Origin of the sequence: Tardiphaga sp. 813_E8_N1_3 (assembly GCF_051811025.1) — a bacterium.
Lineage (GTDB): Bacteria > Pseudomonadota > Alphaproteobacteria > Rhizobiales > Xanthobacteraceae > Tardiphaga.
Genome location: NZ_JBPWQE010000001.1, coordinates 4,809,889 through 4,825,602 on the forward strand (window position 1 = coordinate 4,809,889; position 15,714 = coordinate 4,825,602).

The following is a 15,714-nucleotide window of genomic DNA, read 5'->3' on the forward strand; positions in this document are numbered from 1 at the left end:
CTTAGTCCTGCACCCGCAACTCGTGCGCCAGCCCGGCCTCCGTCAACACCCGGCGCGCCTGCAGGTCATCGTCTTCATGCACCAGGATCCGGCGCGGAATGATGCCCAGCGATCCCTCGATCACGCTCATATTCTGGTCCAGCACCAGATGGTGGATATTCGCGCCGTCGAGCAGCGCGCCCACCGCCGAGACCAGCACCACATCGTTCGTCCGCATGATTTCGCGCAATTGGAGGTCGCTCCCTGTCAGTAACCGGGTGTGTATCTATGGGGAAGTCAAGGTTCCGATGCCCTTGCCGCGCCGCTGCGCAGTTTCTATTGTGCGGCCCGATATCGGTCGACGGCAATTCAGCAGATGGGGACACCTGTTTTCAACGTGAATTCGCCCTATTTGGATATAAGCGCTACCAGTGTCTGCCTTTTTCATGGCCCGACGAAGCGCCCTTGTAATTCGGAGAGCCCAGCGTGGCGGTGATTGTTCCCTTCGAGAGTCACGCGACAGCGTCGATTGACCAGTTGGTCAGCCTTGTCGCCCCTGACATGGAGCGCGTCAATGCGACGATCCTGTCGCGGACCGGCTCGGAAGTCACCATGATCCCCGAGGTCGCCAACCATCTGATCTCCTCGGGCGGCAAGCGGCTGCGCCCGATGCTGACGCTCGCGATGGCTAACCTCACCGGCTACACCGGCGACGGTCATATCAAGCTCGCGGCCTCCGTCGAATTCATGCACACCGCAACGCTCCTGCATGACGACGTGGTCGACCAGAGCGAACTGCGCCGTGGCAAACTGTCCGCGCGCATGCTGTGGGGTAACGAGGCCAGCGTTCTCGTCGGCGACTTCCTGCTCGGCCAGGCCTTCCGCATGATGGTCGAAGTCGGCTCGCTGCGCGCGCTCGATATTCTTTCCTCGGCAGCCGCCACCATCGCCGAAGGCGAAGTGATGCAGCTCGCCGCCGCCAAGAACACCGCCACCACCGAAGACGAATATCTCGCCGTCATCCGCGGCAAGACGGCCGAACTGTTCGCCGCCGCCTGCGAAGTCGGCCCGGTGATCGCCAACCGTCCGAAGGCCGAACAGACCGCCTGCCGTTCAGTCGGCATGAATCTCGGCATCGCCTTCCAGCTCATCGACGACGTGCTCGACTACGGCGGCAAGGCCGCCAAGCTCGGCAAGAATGTCGGCGACGATTTCCGCGAGGGCAAGATCACGTTGCCCGTGGTGCTCGCTTTCCGCCGCGGCAACGATGCCGAGCGCGAATTCTGGATCAAGGCGCTGGAGCGCGGCGAGATCGGCGAAGGCGATCTCGATCACGCCATCGGCCTGATGACCAAGCACCGTGCGCTTGAAGACACGATCAGCCGCGCCCAGCATTACGGCGCCATGGCCGTCGATGCGCTGGCGCTGTTCCCGTCATCGCCGATGAAGACCGCACTGGAGCAGGTCGTCGCATTCTGTCTGGCGCGGACGCACTAAGGCCAGACGTCACTGCACCGCGATGACGACCTTGCCCTTCGCGCGGCCGGTCTCGACATAGGCCAGCGCATCCCCGGTATTCTCGAACGGGAACACCTTATCGACGACCGGGCGGATCACACCGGCTTCGATCAGGGACGTAATCTCGCTCAACTGCTGCCCCTGTGCGCGCATGAACAGGAATGAATAGCCTATGCCGAGGCGCTTGGCTTTTTTCCTCACGCCACGACTCAACAGGCGCATGACCAGTTTCAGGAACAGGTTGAGAGCGGCTTCCTTGGCGAAGGCCGGATCTGGCGGACCGGAAATAGAAATGAGCTGGCCACCCGGCTTGAGCACACCGAGAGATTTATCGAGCGTCTTTGGATCCTGACTGTTCAGCACAAGATCGTAGCCAGACAGGACCTTCTCGATATCCTGTGTGTTGTAGTCAATGACTACATCCGCCCCGAGACTTTTGACCAGTTCGGCATTCTTTGCGCTGGTCGTCGTCGCAACTGTCGCGCCGAGATGCTTGGCGAGCTGGATGGCAAAAGTCCCGACACCACCGGAGCCGGCCTGAATGAAGACCTTCTGGCCAGGCTTCACCTTGCCCACTTCGACCAGCGCCTGCCATGCCGTCAGCCCCACCAGCGGGATAGACGCCGCTTCCGTCATGCTGAGGTTTTTCGGCTTTAGCGCCACGTCGGCTTCATCGATGGCGATGAATTCGGCGAATGTACCGATCCGATGATCGCGCGGCCGAGCATAGACCTCGTCGCCCACCTTGAATCGGCTGGCCCTGGATCCTGTCCTGACAACCGTTCCGGCGACGTCGTGCCCCAAGACGAAGGGCGGACGATAGGGAAGAATAAGCTTGAACTCTCCGTCCCGGAGCTTGGAATCCAGCAGGTTCACAGCCGTGGCGTGAACCCGGACCAGGACATCAGTGTCCTGCACGTCCGGTTCGGGCACGTTGGCCAGACGCAGAGCGCCCTTCTTTTTGTACTTATCAACGACGAACGCCTTCATGGGCTTTCTCCAATCTCAAGTTAGCAGCGGCGCCAGTCGCTCAGGAAGGAAAGAGCCTTCGGCACGAAGTCGATGTAATGCTGGAATATCCCGCCATGCCCGGCGTCTTCGTAGATCACCAGTTGCGCTCCGGGGATGCGTTGGGCCATGTCGGTGCTGTTCACGGTCGGGACCATGATATCGTTGTCACCATTCGCAATCAGGACCGGGATCTTGATACGGCCGAGATTCTGAGGCGCCTGTCGGCCCCACGCTTTGATTGCCTTGAGCTGCCGCAGGAAAGCGCTGGGCGTCGGCCCCTTGTCTCTGTCCGCCTTGCGTTCCTTCAGCCGGTTCAGAAAGGTTTTTGCGGCCTTGCGGCCATTGGCCGTGGACGTGAAGAACAGATAGAATTTCGGGTCGCGCAGCGTCAGCAGACCTTTGATCATGAGCGGCCACGACACCGCTCCTACTTTGTCGATACCTGTGCCGCCCGCCGGGCCCGTGCCGGTCAGAATGAGTTTTCGCACGAGGTCAGGTGCTTTCAGCGCGATGTCCTGCGCCACAAATCCACCGAGGGAAAAGCCAAGTAGATCGACTTTCTCGAAGCCCAACGCGCGGATCAGGGCAATCGCGTCGCGCGCCATTTCATCGATGGTCACAGGCGCCGTTCCGCCCGACGCACCGATCCCCCGGTAGTCGGTCGCGATCACGCGATATTTGCTGGCGAGGCCGTCAACGATCCGCGGATCGAAATTATCCAGTACCGCGCCCCAGTGGTTGAGGAGAATAAGCGGCACGCCGCCCCGGGGACCCAGGTCTCGATAGGCAAAAGCAGTCGCCCCAACGTTGATGCAAAGATTGGGCGCCTCAATGTAGCGCGCGCCCGATCCGGCATTGCTGGGAGCATTAGTCATTGTTTGCCCCATCGCACCGCAGCGCTTGGGCAGTCACCACCCCAATACCAGAAGAAGCTCCCGTTACCGGGGCAATGCCGCATTCTGTCTTGCTCATCGGCTTCCGCTCATTTTGTCATGGAACATCGATGAACAGTCAGTTACTATCGAATTAATAGCAAGTCACTACTAAAAAGATACTGACATGAAGAATCTTTCGAACCAGCCATGTCTGATCGCCCGAAGCCTGGCGATTGTGGGGGACGCCTGGAGCATGCTGATCATGCGCGACGCCAATGCCGGGCTGACCCGCTTCGATGATTTCCGCAAAAGCCTCGGTATCGCCCCGACAATGCTGACGGGGCGGCTGTCAGCCCTGACCGAGGAGGGGCTGCTGGAGAAACGCCGCTATTCCGACCGTCCGCCACGGGACGAGTATGTGCTGACGGAAGCCGGCCGCGACTTTCTGCCAGTGCTGTTTGCGATCGGCGCGTGGGGACGCAAGCATCGCGGTGGAGGCGAGGTCACCCGCTTCTTCGACATCGAGGCCGGAACGGAGATCGATCCCGTCACCATCGACCGCGCGACCGGCGCTCCGGTTGGAACGCGCCCCATTCGTGTTGCTGCACCTGAATGAGCCGCGCGCAGCATTGCAGCGCCATGGCCGTCGATGCGCTGGCGCTGTTCCCGTCATCGCCGATGAAGACCGCGCTGGAGCAGGTCGTGGCGCTCCGCCTTACGTGGACGCATCAAGGCCTCGTCACATCACCGATCAAGCGACGGCGCGTGCCTTCTCCCGCGCCGCCTCGATATCGCGCACCGGCGGTGCACCGAACATGCGGCCATATTCCCGCGTGAATTGAGGTACGCTCTCATAACCGACGGCGAAGGCCGCGCTGCTCGCGGTCGCGCCCTCCCACAGCATCAGCCGCCGCGCCTCAATCAGGCGCAACTGCTTCTGAAACTGCAGCGGCGTAAGTGACGTCACAGTGCGAAAATGCTGGTGGAATGACGACGGGCTCATGCCCGCGACATCTGCCAGGCGTTCGACCAGCACAGGCCGTGCGAACTCGGTGCGCAACACCGCAACCGCGCGCGCGACACGCTGCGCGTGGCTGTCCGGCCAGCCAAGCCGTCGGATCGCCGGCCCGTGGCGACCAGCCAGAAGCCAGTAGTGCATCTCACGCACAAGCTGCGCGCGCAGCACCGGCAGCGAGGATGGCCTATCGAGCAGACGCATCAGCCGTAACGCGGCATCGGCAACCTCGGCCTCGGTGGGCTCGACCCGCACGGGCACGTGGTCGGCCGCAGGCTCGTCCTTCATCTCCGGCATCAGCTCTGCAATGACTGCCAGATCAAGATCGAACACCAGCGAGAGGTAGGGCGCGGCAACGCTCGCCCGCGTGATCTGGCTAACGATCGGTACATCGGCCGTGATGATCAGCGAATCCCCGCCGGCGAAGGCAAAGCTCTCCGTGCCCATGGTGACATGCTTCGTGCCCTGCACGACGAGGCAGACGAGCGGCTGGAAGATCGCATGGACAATATCGCTGGGCGCGGTTGCGCGCACGGCAGCAAGGCCGAGGATCGGCGTGGTCGCGATACCGGCACTATCGGCATGTGTTTCCGTGTAACGGCGAACAGCATTGAGAAGCGTGGTCATGACGTCCAGCCTACATCATCGCCAACGCACCTGCGCATGATTTTGGAGGAATAGGCAAGGAACGTCGAGCTTCGGGCAACCAGACCCGGTTGTCCGGCGCGATATCGGGATGGTCACACCACAGGAGCTGACCATGACCAAAATCACCCTTGTCACCGGAGCCAGCCGCGGCCTCGGCCGCAACACCGCCCTCAACATCGCCCGTCACGGCGGTGATGTCGTCCTCACCTATCAAAGCCGCAGCGAAGACGCACAGGCTGTCGTCTCCGAAATCCAGCACATAGGACGCAAGGCGGTGGCGCTTCAACTCGACACCGGCAAGGTTGCGGGCTTCGCGGATTTCACCGAGCGTTTGCGGACAGCGCTTCGCGACACCTGGTCCCGCGAGACGTTCGATCATCTCGTGAACAACGCCGGACACGGCGATTATGCGCTGATCTCCGACACTACGGAGGCGCAATTCGATGGGCTGGTGAACATCCATTTCAAGGGCGTGTTCTTTCTCACGCAGACACTGCTGCCACTAATCGCGGACGGCGGCCGCATCGTGAACCTGTCGTCGGGCCTGACGCGGATGTGCCTGCCTGGCTATGCCGCATATGCCGCGATGAAGGGCGCCATTGAGGTCATGACGATGTATATGGCCAAGGAACTGGGCAGCCGCCGGATCACCGTGAACACGGTCGCGCCCGGTGCAATCGAAACCGATTTCGGCGGCGGCGCCGTGCGCGACAATCCGGACATCAACAAGACGATCGCTGGCATGACCGCCCTTGGCCGCGTCGGCCTGCCCGACGATATCGGGCCTATGATCGCTAGCCTGCTGTCGGAAGATAATCGCTGGGTGAACGCACAGCGGATCGAGGTGTCAGGCGGACAGGGGCTGTAGACAAAACAATCCCGGCGCTGGCGAACGGCGCCGGGTCTCGCATATTCAAGTTGCAGGTCTGACTTTAAACCCGCGCGACCAATTCCTTGATCAGCGTCGTGATCCGCCCCGTCGGCGATTCCAGCTCTTTCATGATCGAGAAGTGATCCGCGCCCGGAATCTCCTCATAACTGACCGGCAGACCGTGTTTTGCCCGATGCACGGCGAGGTCCGCCGTCTGCTGGCGCAGAATCGGCAATTCGCCGCCGCCGACCACCAGCGCCAGCGGCTTGTCCGGGCCGCCATCCTGCAGCAGCGGCGACTGCCGCTTCGACATTGCCTCGTCGAGCTTGAGCTTCTCGTTCAGATAGGACGCGCGGATCGGTTCGAGATCGTAGATGCCCGAGATGGCGACACCGCCCTTCACCTTCGGATGCGACAACGTCGTCGAAGTGAGATGACCACCGGCGGACCAGCCGGACACCACGATGCGGTTAGGATCGCCGCCGAGCGAGGGCAGCTTCTCGACGAGCGCATCAACGCCGGCATGAATCTCGGCGACGATCTCGTCGAGCGTCGCATCCGGCGCGAGCGTATAGCCAATCGCAGCGACATTGATGCCGTGGGCGATGGGACCTGCGGCGAAGCAGGTGAAGAAATCCTTCGAACGCATCTGCCAGTAGCCGCCGTGGATCAGCAGCAGTGTCGGCCCGCCCTCGGCCGCCTTGATGAAATCGAACTTATTGCGCTCGCGCGGCCCGTAGGCGACGTCGAGATGCGCAGGATACTTCGCCTTCATCGCATCGGAGCGCTGCCCCCATCCGGCGGCGATATCGGCGCTGCCCGCAACGGCGGTCGAGTTGTTCAGACCGGCATCGAGCTGCTCGCGTGACATCGCGCGCCAGTTGGAATCGCCGAAAGGCTTACTCATGGTTGCATCCCTGCATTGTGTGAGGCGAGAGCGCCTGCGAGTCCCATTTATGCAGAAAATGGTCTACACGGCTACGTGCCGGACTATCATGCTGCACCTGCCTTTTCTGCATCACATCTGGAGACGTGCGTGGCCTCTCATCAAGACCTCATCAAAGCAACGGCCTGCGCCGTCGTCGATCAACTCAACAACGGCACGGTGACGCCGCTCGACGTGCTCGACGCGCTCGAAGGCCGCATCAAGGAGGTCGATGGCCAGGTCAATGCACTGCCGATCTTGTGCTTCGATCGCGCGCGCGACCATGCCAAGGCGTTGATGAAGAAGCCGCTCGGCGAACGCGGCATCCTCGCCGGCCTGCCGGTGCCGATCAAGGATCTCACCGCCGTCGCCGGCGTGCGCACCACACAGGGATCGCCAATCTTCAAGGATGTAGTGCCGACCAAGTCCAACGTCCTCGTCGAGCGTCTCGAAGAGAATGGCGGCGTGATCTACGCCAAGTCCAACACGCCCGAATTCGGCGCCGGCGCCAACACGTTCAACGAAGTGTTCGGGGCGACGCTAAATCCGTGGGACCTCTCGAAGTCGGCAGCCGGCTCGTCCGGCGGCGCTGCCGCGTCACTCGCCAGCGGAACAGCCTGGATCGCGCATGGTTCGGACATGGGCGGTTCGCTACGCAATCCCGCCAGCTTTTGCGGTATCGTCGGCCTGCGCCCGAGCGTCGGCCGTGTCGCCTCAACGCCGAATGTTGCGCTGGCCCGGATGGTCAGCGTGCAGGGCCCGATGGCCCGCACCGTGGAAGACCTTGCGCTGATGCTCGACGCCATGAGCGGCGAACATCCCGCCGATCTCATTTCGCTGCCGAAGCTGCCGACCTCGTTCCGCTCCGCCGTGCGCGCCGGCACCAAGCCGAAGCGCATCGCCTATTCACCGGATCTCGGCATCACGCCGGTGGATCCGGAAGTCGCCGCCCTCACCCGCAAGGCGGCGGAGAAGTTCGCCGAAGCAGGTGTCATCGTCGAGGAAGCGCATCCGGATCTCCGCGAGGCACACGAATGCTTCCACGTGCTGCGCGCTTATGACTTCGCGATTTCGAAGCTCGGCCTGCTTCGCGACCACCGCGACAAGCTGAAACCGGAAGTGATCTGGAATATCGAGGAAGGCCTGAAGCTGAAGGTCGAGGATCTGGCCAAGGCGGAAGCACAGCGTGTCACGCTGGCGGCACGCGCTTACGAGTTCTTCCAGACATACGACCTGCTGCTGTGCCCGGCGACCATCACGCCACCATTCCCGATCGAGCAGCGCTATCTCGCCGAATGCAACGGCACCAAATTCGACAACTACGTGCAGTGGCTGGGCATCGTCTATGCGATCACGCTGACCTGCTGCCCGGCGCTGTCGATGCCTTGCGGCTTCACATCGACGGGTCTGCCAGTCGGATTGCAGGTGGTCGGCCCGCCGCGCGGCGAAGCCTCATTGCTCGCCGGCGCACGCGTGCTGGAAGACATTCTGGGTCTGCGCGACTCCACGCCGATCAATCCGCGCCCGGCGAAGTAACGGAACTCCACTGTGATGGCCGGGCAGCACGAAGCGAGCTTCGCTAGATGACCCGGCCCTCCAACTTTACCGTCCGAAGATGGATGCCCGGCTCGATGCCGGGCACGACTACAGGGAACATTGTCCCCGACGAGTTCCTTCACACACGCCCATAGACTTTCGTCTAAGCCACATTGCCGCACGTCACAGCTATTCATGCGCGGCCGCGGCCGGGATGCACGCGTCTCCTGACAGACGATCCTGCCAGCAGCAATGCATTCCGCGGCATTGGCTTTTCGTGCCGAGCGTGGCAACGGGACATTTCATTTCACGGAATACGAGGGTTCTACGTGGCAGATTCATTCGCACCGCCGGCGGACGGCAAACTCCATTTTGACGACGCCAAAAAACGCATCAAGGCGATCTTCATCGGCTCGATGGGCAATCTCGTCGAGTGGTACGACTTCTACGCCTACACCGCCTTCGCCCTGTATTTCGCGCCGGCCTTCTTCCCGAACTCCGACCCCGTCGTTCAGCAGCTCAATGCGGCCGTGCTGTTTGCCGCCACCTTCCTGATGCGGCCGCTCGGCGGCTGGCTGTTCGGCTATCTCGCCGACACCTATGGCCGTCGTATATCGCTGACGATCTCGGTCCTGTGCATGTGCTTCGGCTCGCTGATCATCGCCTGCACACCGACCTATGCCACCATCGGCATCGCGGCACCGATCCTGCTCGCGCTCGCCCGCATCATCGAAGGCCTCAGCCTCGGCGGCGAATACGGCGCCAGCGCCACCTATCTCTCGGAGGTCGCCGATCCCAAGCATCGCGGTTTCTATTCGAGCTTCCAGTACGTCACCCTGATCGGCGGCCAGCTGACCGCGATCATCGTTCTCCTGCTGCTGCAGAAGGTGTTCCTCACCGAGCAGGAGCTGAAGGACTGGGGCTGGCGCATTCCGTTCGTGATCGGCGCGGGTCTTGCGGTCTTCACCGCCGTGATGCGTCGCGACATGCACGAGACTGACCAGTTCGTTGAAGCGAAGAAGCAGGCCAAGCCAATGGGTTCGCTGCGCGCACTGATGGCGTATCCGCGCGAATTGCTGCTGGTTGTCGGCCTCACCGCCGGCGGCACCGCAGCGTTCTATACCTTCACCACTTACATGCAGACCTTCGTGAAGCTCTCGGTCGGCCTCACCGCGGACCAGACCACGACGGTGATCTTTGGCACGCTGGTGTTCGCCTGCCTGCTGCAGCCGATCTATGGCGCGATCTCCGACCGCATCGGCCGCAAGCCGCTGCTGATCTTCTTCGGCGTTGCCGGCACACTGGCGACCGTGCCGATCCTCACCACGCTGCAAACCACCAAGTCGCCATTCACGGCGTTCCTGCTGATCTGCGGCGCTTGGGTGTTCGTGGCCGGCTATACCTCGATCAATGCGGTGGTGAAGGCCGAACTATTTCCGACCAATATCCGTGCGCTGGGCGTCGGCGTGCCCTATGCGCTGACGGTATCAATCTTCGGCGGTACGGCGCCGGCAATCGCGCTGTACTTCAAGCAGATCGGTCATGAACAGTGGTTCTACTATTATCTGTCGGGTATGATCTTCCTGTCGCTGCTGATTTACGCCACCATGCGCGACACCAAGCACAAGTCGGCGATGCACCGTCACGAGTGACGACATCCGTCTAGAGAAAGAGCGTCAGCCATGACCGAGGATCACACCCCGCCGGAATCCAAGCTGACGCAGACCAAACAGCGCTGGGCTCGCGAAGGCCGGTTTCTCACCGGCAAGATTGCGCGCCCGGATGACCAGCGGCTCCCGCCCGGCCAGCACCTGACCCAGGACTGGCCGGTGCTGGATCTGGGCATCACACCCGACATCCCCCGCGAGCGCTGGCGCCTCGATGTCTACGGCGCCGTCGAGACGCCACTGTTCTGGGATTTCGGCCAGTTCAGCGCACAGCCGCAATCGACTTTCATCTCAGACATCCATTGCGTTACCACCTGGTCGCGTTACGACAACAAGTGGGAGGGTCTTTCGACCCGCGCGCTGCTGGATGCCTGCCAGCCGAAGCCCGAGGCGCGCTTCGTGGTGCTGGAATCCCATGACGGCTACACCACCAACCTGTCGTTGGACGACTTCGCTGCCGAAGACGCACTGCTGGCGCATTCGTGGCAGGGCTCCCCGATCGAGCGCGACCATGGCGGCCCCGTGCGCGTGATCGTGCCGCATCTGTATTTCTGGAAGAGCGCCAAGTGGCTGCAGCGCATCCAGTTCATCAGCGACGACAAGCTCGGCTATTGGGAAGTTCGCGGTTATCACAATCGCGGCGATCCGTGGCAGGAGCAACGGTACTCGAACGATTGACGACTGCACGTTGATGGAACTCTATTTCAGCACTTCGCAAACGCTGCGATGGTCCTGACGCATCTGCCCCTCGGTACGGCAGGAGACTTTCGCCCACCAGCCGTCGAGCGACTCGCGATCGCAATGAAGTTTGACGCTCATGCCATCGGCAAATTCGATCCATTCGGCAAAGCGATGTGACGGCACTGCGATCACCACGGGGATATCGTTGGTGAGCGCGCGCTCAATCAGATAAGCGAGCCCCTTACCCTCGCGCTCCTGCTTGCCGAACCGGTTGATGATGACCAGATCGGCCCCCTCGTCGATGGCGTCGGCGACCTGGGTGCCCGCATCGAGCAATTGTCCGACATCCAGCTTGCAGCCTTTTGCGCCGGGGCCGAGATCCTGAAACAAGCGCACCTGCGCGCCCGTATGCAGCATCACCGCTGTGAGCTTTGGTACGTCGACTTCGCGATGTCCAAGCTGCACCAGCCCGACCGGGCGAACGCCCCGCTTGCTCAGATCAGCCGCAAAAACCTGTAATACGGCATCCGGGTCCTGGTCTTTCTCATAGACCAGCGCAGCGAGATCGCATTGGGCATCGAACATTGCGGGATTCCGGTTGAGACCCAGCGCGCCGGGAGCGGCCGAGGACGGCACAATGCTAGTCGAGAATAGAGGCATTCGAAAGCGCGATCAGGGTGACGGTCGCGATATATTTACCCGGATACAACGGGGATACCGCCGGGTTGACCGATTAGAACCTGCGCTTCTTGCCGATATCGCCCTTCAGAGCCAGCAGCTCCTTGCGCGCGGCGGTGGCCGCGGCATTTTCGATGCCGCGGTAGCGCTTGATGAGCGTCAGGCCGAATGGCGTGAGGATGGCGCCCCCGCCGTTCTTGCCGCCGGTCTGGCGCTCGACGGCAGGTTGCCCGCAGATCCGGTTGAGTTCATCCACCAGATCCCAGGCGCGCTTGTAGGACATCGCCATGGCACGGCCGGCCGCCGAAATCGAACCAGTGGCGTGGATATGTTCGAGAAGCAGGATCTTGCCCGGTCCGATCCGCCCCTCGGAATCGAGGTCGATGCGGATACTGAGCGCTGGCGCGGACGGACTGGCTGATTTGGACATATCCTAAGTCTACGTCTCCAGACGCAACCTTGCCAGTCCAACGATCAAGGAACGTTTCAGCGTTGGCGGCATTTGGAGCAAACGACTTCGCCCCTGGTCACATGGGCGATGCCGCGGCAAACCCATTTCCGGGCCATCGCATGCAGCGGCCGCCGTGCCAGCTGATAAATGAAGTACACATCGAGCATTGCGAAATAGAATCCGTTTCGTCGTTGCATAAATAAGGCGGCGTCCTGCAATCAGAACGCCGCCTTTCTCCTGTCAGCCATCTCTTTTTAGTTAGCTACGCAGCTCAGCCATGAAGTTTCTTGGCCGTCTCGGCGATCACCTTGCCCTGATAGCGGGCACCGGCCAGTTCGTTGGCCGAAGGCTGGCGGCTACCGTCGCCGCCGGTGATCGTGGTCGCGCCATAGGGCGAACCGCCCGTGACCTCATCGAGCTTCATCTGCCCCTGGAAGCCGTAGTTGAGGCCGACAATGGTCATGCCGAAATGCAGCAGGTTGGTGATGATCGAGAACAGCGTGGTTTCCTGTCCGCCATGCTGGGTCGCGGTCGCGGTGAAGGCACCGCCAACCTTGCCATGCAGCGCGCCCTTGGCCCACAACCCGCCGGCCTGATCCAGGAAGTTCGCCATCTGCGAGGCCATGCGGCCGAAGCGGGTGCCGCTGCCGACGATGATCGCATCGTAATTGGCGAGTTCATCGACGGTCGCGATCGGGGCCGCCTGGTCCATCTTGTAGTAGGACGCCTTGGCGACCTCGGCAGGCACCAGTTCGGGCACGCGCTTGATATCGACAGTGGCGCCGGCTTCGCGTGCACCTTCGGCGACGGCATTGGCCATCGCTTCGATGTGGCCATAAGCGGAATAATACAGAACGAGTACTTTGGTCATGATGGTCTCCGTTGGATGTCTAATTGAGAGGTTGGGTTGAGGATCGATGGGCGCCGTTAGGCGGCGTCCACCAGAACGAGTTCGGAATCTTCCAGCGCAGTGATCGTGACATTGGCCTCATCGCGGATGGCAACACCGTCGCGGGCGTTGACGCGAATGCCGTTGATCTCGATCGCGCCGGCGGCCGGCACAAGGTAACCATTGCGCGCGGTACCGAGCGGATACTGCGCGGTCTCACCGGCCTTCAGTGTCGTCGCCAGCACGCGAGCATCGGCCCGGATCGGCAGCGCGTCGGCATCGTCCTTGAAGCCGCTGGCGATGGTCACGAACTGGCCGGAGCGATCGGCCTTCGGGAACGGCTTGGCGCCCCAGCAAGGCTGGCCGCCCGTTTGGGTGGGCTCGATCCAGATCTGGAAGATTCGCGTGGTCGCGGGCTCCAGATTGTATTCAGAGTGCCGGATGCCCGAGCCCGCGCTCATCACCTGAACGTCGCCGGCCTCGGTGCGGCCGGTGTTGCCCAGACTGTCCTGATGCGTGATCGCGCCTTCACGGACATAGGTGATGATTTCCATGTTGGAATGCGGATGCGCCGGGAAACCGGTGTTCGGCGCGATCTCATCGTCGTTCCACACGCGCAGGCTGCCGTGGCCCATATTGTCAGGGTCATAGTGGCTGCCGAACGAAAAGTGATGCTTGGCCTTGAGCCAGCCGTGGTCGGCGCCACCGAGTTTGTCGAAAGGTCTGAGGTCGATCATGACGAAATCTCCGTCTGCTGATGCATTTGCATCCTTGGCATCTGGATATGCTCTCTCGAATGATGCATAAATAGAAATGATTGAAACTCATCGTTTCGGATTTTGATATGTCAAAACTCCCCGATTTCGAGGCGCTGGCGATTTTCGCCAAGGTGGTCGAGCTGCGGTCCTTCGCGGCGGCAGCGAGCGAACTGACCCTGTCCAAGGCCACTGTCTCCAAAGCGGTTAGCCGGCTCGAGGATCGCCTAGGCGCGCGACTGTTCAACCGGACCTCGCGGCGGCTGGCGCTCACCGACGCCGGCAAGACGCTGGCGGTGAAGGCCACGCAGCTTCTGGCCGATGGCGAAGCGCTGGAGAACGAGGCTCTCGCGCAATCGGCCACACCGCGCGGACTGGTGCGGCTGGCGGTGCCGATGACCTATGGCACCAACACGGTGGCGCATCTGCTGCCGGAGTTCCTCGCCAAATATCCGGAAGTCTCCATCGACCTCAGCCTCAGTGACGCAACCGTCGATCTGATCGGCGAAGGTTTTGACGCTGCGATCCGCATCGCCACGCTGCCGGATTCATCGCTGCTCGCGCGGCGATTGTGTCCGGTAAAGCGTTCCATCGTGGCGGCACCGTCCTACTTCAAAAAGTACGGCCGACCGACACATCCGATGCATCTCGCCGACCACAAATGCTTTGGCTACACCTATCTCTCGACGCCCGGCGTCTGGCATTTCACCAATGCCGCCGGCGAACAGGCCAGCGTGCGGCCAGCCGGGCCGCTCCGCGTCAACAATGGCGAAGCACTGTTGCCGGCCCTGATTGCGGGATTGGGGATCGGCGACCTGCCGGATTTCATCGTTGGCGAGGCCCTCGCCAGCGGCCAGCTCGAAGCCGTGCTGCAAGACTGGTCGCAGTCATCGAGCGGCGTCTATCTGGTCACGCCGCCGGGAGGCCCGCGCCCTGCCCGCGTCGAAGTGCTGCTGGAATTTCTGGCTGACAAGCTCGCCGCAACCGGCAAGCGCACACGCCGGACTTGAGGCTAGCTTGCCTTCATCATCTGCCCGTAGATGCCGAAATACTGGTCGCGCATATTTGCGATATCGAATTCGGTGACGAAATCCTTCGCGGTCCTTGCGATCTTCGCGGCGAGTTCGGGCTGCGCTGCAAGCGCCGCGATCTTGTCGGCGAGATCCTCGGCGGATCCGACCTTGAATTTGATACCGTTCGAGCCGTCCACCAGCAGTTCGGCCGGGCCATCGACATCCGCGGCGATGACAGGCAGGCCAACGGCCATGGCTTCGAGCAGCACCAGCCCGAAACCTTCGAAACGCGACGGCAGGACGAAGATATCGGCCTCGTCCAGCGGACGACGCACATCGGTGCGCCCACACAGAAAGCGAATACGATCGGCGACATTCTCGGCGATTGCCTGCGCCTTCAAACTCAGGAGGGTCGACTCGTCGCCCGCAGGCGGGCTGCCGACGAAATCGCAGCGAATGTCGAGCCCGCGCGCGACGCAGAGGCTGACCGCCTTGATCAGGATGTCCTGCCCTTTCTGCTTCGGATAGATGCGGGCGACATTGATCAGCCGCAGAGCCGGTCCGATGCGACGTTGCCGCGCCACCCTATCGAACGTCGCCAGCGGGATACCGTTATGCACCTTGAACAGGCGCTTCAGTTTGACAGATTCACATTCACGCTCGACCGCAGCAGAGATCGCGATGTTCCAATCGACGAACCGCTGATGCAGCCGAAGCTTCACACGGTCCCACGCATTGACGAGGCCGGTATTGTGAATCGTGTAGCCGACGCTCATCGGACGATACAGTTTACTCAACATGGCGAAGTGCTTGGCGCCGCTGTCATGCGCATGGATGATACGAATATCGTGACGACGGATGATGTTGAGCAAGCTTAGAATGACACGTGGATTGCGGTTCCCGGGTGGACGCTTGAGGAAGTAGACCGGATGCCCTGTCGCGGAGAGCTCGGCAGCGAGGTCAGGATGGAAAAAGTCGTTGATGACGACGAAAACCTGCGGAATATCCTCTCCCGGCGTGCAACTGGCAGCGAAATTGATCAGCAGTCGCTCGGACCCTCCCACGGTCAGCGACGAAATCAATTGAAGCACAGACCCCACTTTGAAATGCTCCCGGCCCGAATGCCGGGCGACTTCCAAATCCGTCGCACTCCAAACGGCCCGATTGCGAAATAGCGTCAGGGTTTTTGTCTGTTCGGAGTA

At 61.7% G+C, this 15,714-nt stretch carries 17 protein-coding genes and 2 pseudogenes; 8 read left to right on the forward strand and 11 right to left on the reverse strand.

Translation table 11 applies throughout. The features are described from left to right. Position 1: 1 nt before the first annotated feature. On the reverse strand, positions 2-229 hold the full coding sequence (locus tag AB8A33_RS22800; protein ID WP_184513424.1) for a putative signal transducing protein: 228 nt from the start codon (positions 227-229) through the stop codon (positions 2-4). Positions 230-465: 236 nt separating this feature from the next. Here AB8A33_RS22800 and AB8A33_RS22805 point away from each other — a divergent pair, with 236 nt between their 5' ends. Next, the gene (locus AB8A33_RS22805) at positions 466-1,476 is read left to right on the forward strand and encodes a polyprenyl synthetase family protein (protein ID WP_439094841.1); all 1,011 of its coding nucleotides are present in this window, start codon (positions 466-468) and stop codon (positions 1,474-1,476) included. A gap of 9 nt (positions 1,477-1,485) precedes the next feature. Here the strand turns inward: AB8A33_RS22805 and AB8A33_RS22810 are convergent, their stop codons facing one another. The 3 genes and pseudogenes from AB8A33_RS22810 to AB8A33_RS22820 all read right to left on the reverse strand — a co-directional run. Then, positions 1,486-2,487, reverse strand: a complete 1,002-nt coding sequence (locus tag AB8A33_RS22810) for an NADP-dependent oxidoreductase (protein ID WP_439094842.1) — start codon at positions 2,485-2,487, stop codon at positions 1,486-1,488. A gap of 20 nt (positions 2,488-2,507) precedes the next feature. Then, a complete protein-coding gene (locus AB8A33_RS22815) occupies positions 2,508-3,383 on the reverse strand; it encodes an alpha/beta fold hydrolase (protein WP_439096013.1) in 876 nt (291 codons plus the stop codon). A 7-nt stretch (positions 3,384-3,390) separates the two neighbouring features. Beyond that, positions 3,391-3,480: pseudogene (locus AB8A33_RS22820) on the reverse strand (oxidoreductase); the annotation flags it as partial. 87 nt (positions 3,481-3,567) lie between these two features. On the opposite strand from AB8A33_RS22820, the gene AB8A33_RS22825 reads away from it, so the two are divergent. Both AB8A33_RS22825 and AB8A33_RS22830 read left to right on the forward strand, forming a co-directional pair. Further along, positions 3,568-3,999, forward strand: a complete 432-nt coding sequence (locus AB8A33_RS22825; protein WP_439094843.1) for a winged helix-turn-helix transcriptional regulator — start codon at positions 3,568-3,570, stop codon at positions 3,997-3,999. Then, a pseudogene (locus tag AB8A33_RS22830) lies at positions 3,996-4,112 on the forward strand (polyprenyl synthetase family protein); the annotation flags it as partial. The gene AB8A33_RS22825 and the pseudogene AB8A33_RS22830, both read left to right, overlap by 4 nt. A 22-nt stretch (positions 4,113-4,134) precedes the next feature. Here the strand turns inward: AB8A33_RS22830 and AB8A33_RS22835 are convergent. Then, positions 4,135-5,025: an AraC family transcriptional regulator N-terminal domain-containing protein gene (locus tag AB8A33_RS22835; protein WP_439094844.1), complete on the reverse strand. Its 891-nt coding sequence runs from the start codon at positions 5,023-5,025 to the stop codon at positions 4,135-4,137. Between the two features lie 133 nt (positions 5,026-5,158). Between AB8A33_RS22835 and AB8A33_RS22840 the strand changes: the two genes are divergently transcribed. Continuing rightward, positions 5,159-5,914, forward strand: coding sequence for an SDR family oxidoreductase (locus AB8A33_RS22840; RefSeq protein ID WP_439094845.1), 756 nt, complete (start codon positions 5,159-5,161; stop codon positions 5,912-5,914). 64 nt (positions 5,915-5,978) lie between these two features. On the opposite strand, the gene AB8A33_RS22845 is transcribed toward AB8A33_RS22840, so the two are convergent. Then, entirely contained in the window at positions 5,979-6,824 is an 846-nt protein-coding gene (locus AB8A33_RS22845) for an alpha/beta hydrolase (RefSeq protein ID WP_439094846.1), read from the reverse strand. A 129-nt stretch (positions 6,825-6,953) separates the two neighbouring features. Here AB8A33_RS22845 and AB8A33_RS22850 point away from each other — a divergent pair, with 129 nt between their 5' ends. From AB8A33_RS22850 to AB8A33_RS22860, 3 genes are all read left to right on the forward strand, one after another. Then, entirely contained in the window at positions 6,954-8,378 is a 1,425-nt protein-coding gene (locus tag AB8A33_RS22850) for an amidase (protein ID WP_439094847.1), read from the forward strand. Between the two features lie 416 nt (positions 8,379-8,794). After that, positions 8,795-10,030, forward strand: a complete 1,236-nt coding sequence (locus AB8A33_RS22855; RefSeq protein ID WP_439096014.1) for an MFS transporter — start codon at positions 8,795-8,797, stop codon at positions 10,028-10,030. Positions 10,031-10,060: 30 nt separating this feature from the next. Further along, positions 10,061-10,723: a sulfite oxidase-like oxidoreductase gene (locus AB8A33_RS22860; RefSeq protein WP_439094848.1), complete on the forward strand. Its 663-nt coding sequence runs from the start codon at positions 10,061-10,063 to the stop codon at positions 10,721-10,723. 21 nt (positions 10,724-10,744) lie between these two features. Here AB8A33_RS22860 and AB8A33_RS22865 read toward each other — a convergent pair whose 3' ends face one another. The 4 genes from AB8A33_RS22865 to AB8A33_RS22880 all read right to left on the reverse strand — a co-directional run bounded on the left by AB8A33_RS22865 (position 10,745) and on the right by AB8A33_RS22880 (position 13,481). Beyond that, entirely contained in the window at positions 10,745-11,311 is a 567-nt protein-coding gene (locus AB8A33_RS22865; RefSeq protein WP_439094849.1) for a DUF2478 domain-containing protein, read from the reverse strand. Between the two features lie 148 nt (positions 11,312-11,459). After that, entirely contained in the window at positions 11,460-11,834 is a 375-nt protein-coding gene (locus AB8A33_RS22870; protein ID WP_439094850.1) for a winged helix-turn-helix domain-containing protein, read from the reverse strand. Positions 11,835-12,126: 292 nt separating this feature from the next. Continuing rightward, complete coding sequence (gene wrbA / locus AB8A33_RS22875) at positions 12,127-12,726, reverse strand: NAD(P)H:quinone oxidoreductase (protein WP_439094851.1); 600 nt, start codon at positions 12,724-12,726, stop codon at positions 12,127-12,129. Between the two features lie 56 nt (positions 12,727-12,782). Beyond that, positions 12,783-13,481 (reverse strand): pirin family protein, encoded by a 699-nt coding sequence (locus AB8A33_RS22880; protein WP_439094852.1) that lies wholly within the window; start codon positions 13,479-13,481, stop codon positions 12,783-12,785. A gap of 107 nt (positions 13,482-13,588) precedes the next feature. On the opposite strand from AB8A33_RS22880, the gene AB8A33_RS22885 reads away from it, so the two are divergent. Next, entirely contained in the window at positions 13,589-14,509 is a 921-nt protein-coding gene (locus AB8A33_RS22885; protein ID WP_439094853.1) for a LysR substrate-binding domain-containing protein, read from the forward strand. 2 nt (positions 14,510-14,511) lie between these two features. Here the strand turns inward: AB8A33_RS22885 and AB8A33_RS22890 are convergent, their stop codons facing one another. After that, positions 14,512-15,612 (reverse strand): glycosyltransferase family 4 protein, encoded by a 1,101-nt coding sequence (locus AB8A33_RS22890; RefSeq protein ID WP_439094854.1) that lies wholly within the window; start codon positions 15,610-15,612, stop codon positions 14,512-14,514. Between the last annotated feature and the right edge of the window lie 102 nt (positions 15,613-15,714).

Bases quoted from the DNA above. Each gene is read 5' to 3' on its own strand.
- AB8A33_RS22810 (WP_439094842.1), bottom strand. From the start codon at position 2,487: ATGAAGGCGTTCGTCGTTGATAAGTACAAAAAGAAGGGCGCTCTGCGT.
- AB8A33_RS22815 (WP_439096013.1), bottom strand. From the start codon at position 3,383: ATGACTAATGCTCCCAGCAATGCCGGATCGGGCGCGCGCTACATTGAG.
- AB8A33_RS22825 (WP_439094843.1), top strand. From the start codon at position 3,568: ATGAAGAATCTTTCGAACCAGCCATGTCTGATCGCCCGAAGCCTGGCG.
- AB8A33_RS22835 (WP_439094844.1), bottom strand. From the start codon at position 5,025: ATGACCACGCTTCTCAATGCTGTTCGCCGTTACACGGAAACACATGCC.
- AB8A33_RS22840 (WP_439094845.1), top strand. From the start codon at position 5,159: ATGACCAAAATCACCCTTGTCACCGGAGCCAGCCGCGGCCTCGGCCGC.
- AB8A33_RS22845 (WP_439094846.1), bottom strand. From the start codon at position 6,824: ATGAGTAAGCCTTTCGGCGATTCCAACTGGCGCGCGATGTCACGCGAG.
- AB8A33_RS22855 (WP_439096014.1), top strand. From the start codon at position 8,795: ATGGGCAATCTCGTCGAGTGGTACGACTTCTACGCCTACACCGCCTTC.
- AB8A33_RS22860 (WP_439094848.1), top strand. From the start codon at position 10,061: ATGACCGAGGATCACACCCCGCCGGAATCCAAGCTGACGCAGACCAAA.
- AB8A33_RS22865 (WP_439094849.1), bottom strand. From the start codon at position 11,311: ATGTTCGATGCCCAATGCGATCTCGCTGCGCTGGTCTATGAGAAAGAC.
- AB8A33_RS22870 (WP_439094850.1), bottom strand. From the start codon at position 11,834: ATGTCCAAATCAGCCAGTCCGTCCGCGCCAGCGCTCAGTATCCGCATC.
- wrbA (WP_439094851.1), bottom strand. From the start codon at position 12,726: ATGACCAAAGTACTCGTTCTGTATTATTCCGCTTATGGCCACATCGAA.
- AB8A33_RS22880 (WP_439094852.1), bottom strand. From the start codon at position 13,481: ATGATCGACCTCAGACCTTTCGACAAACTCGGTGGCGCCGACCACGGC.
- AB8A33_RS22885 (WP_439094853.1), top strand. From the start codon at position 13,589: ATGTCAAAACTCCCCGATTTCGAGGCGCTGGCGATTTTCGCCAAGGTG.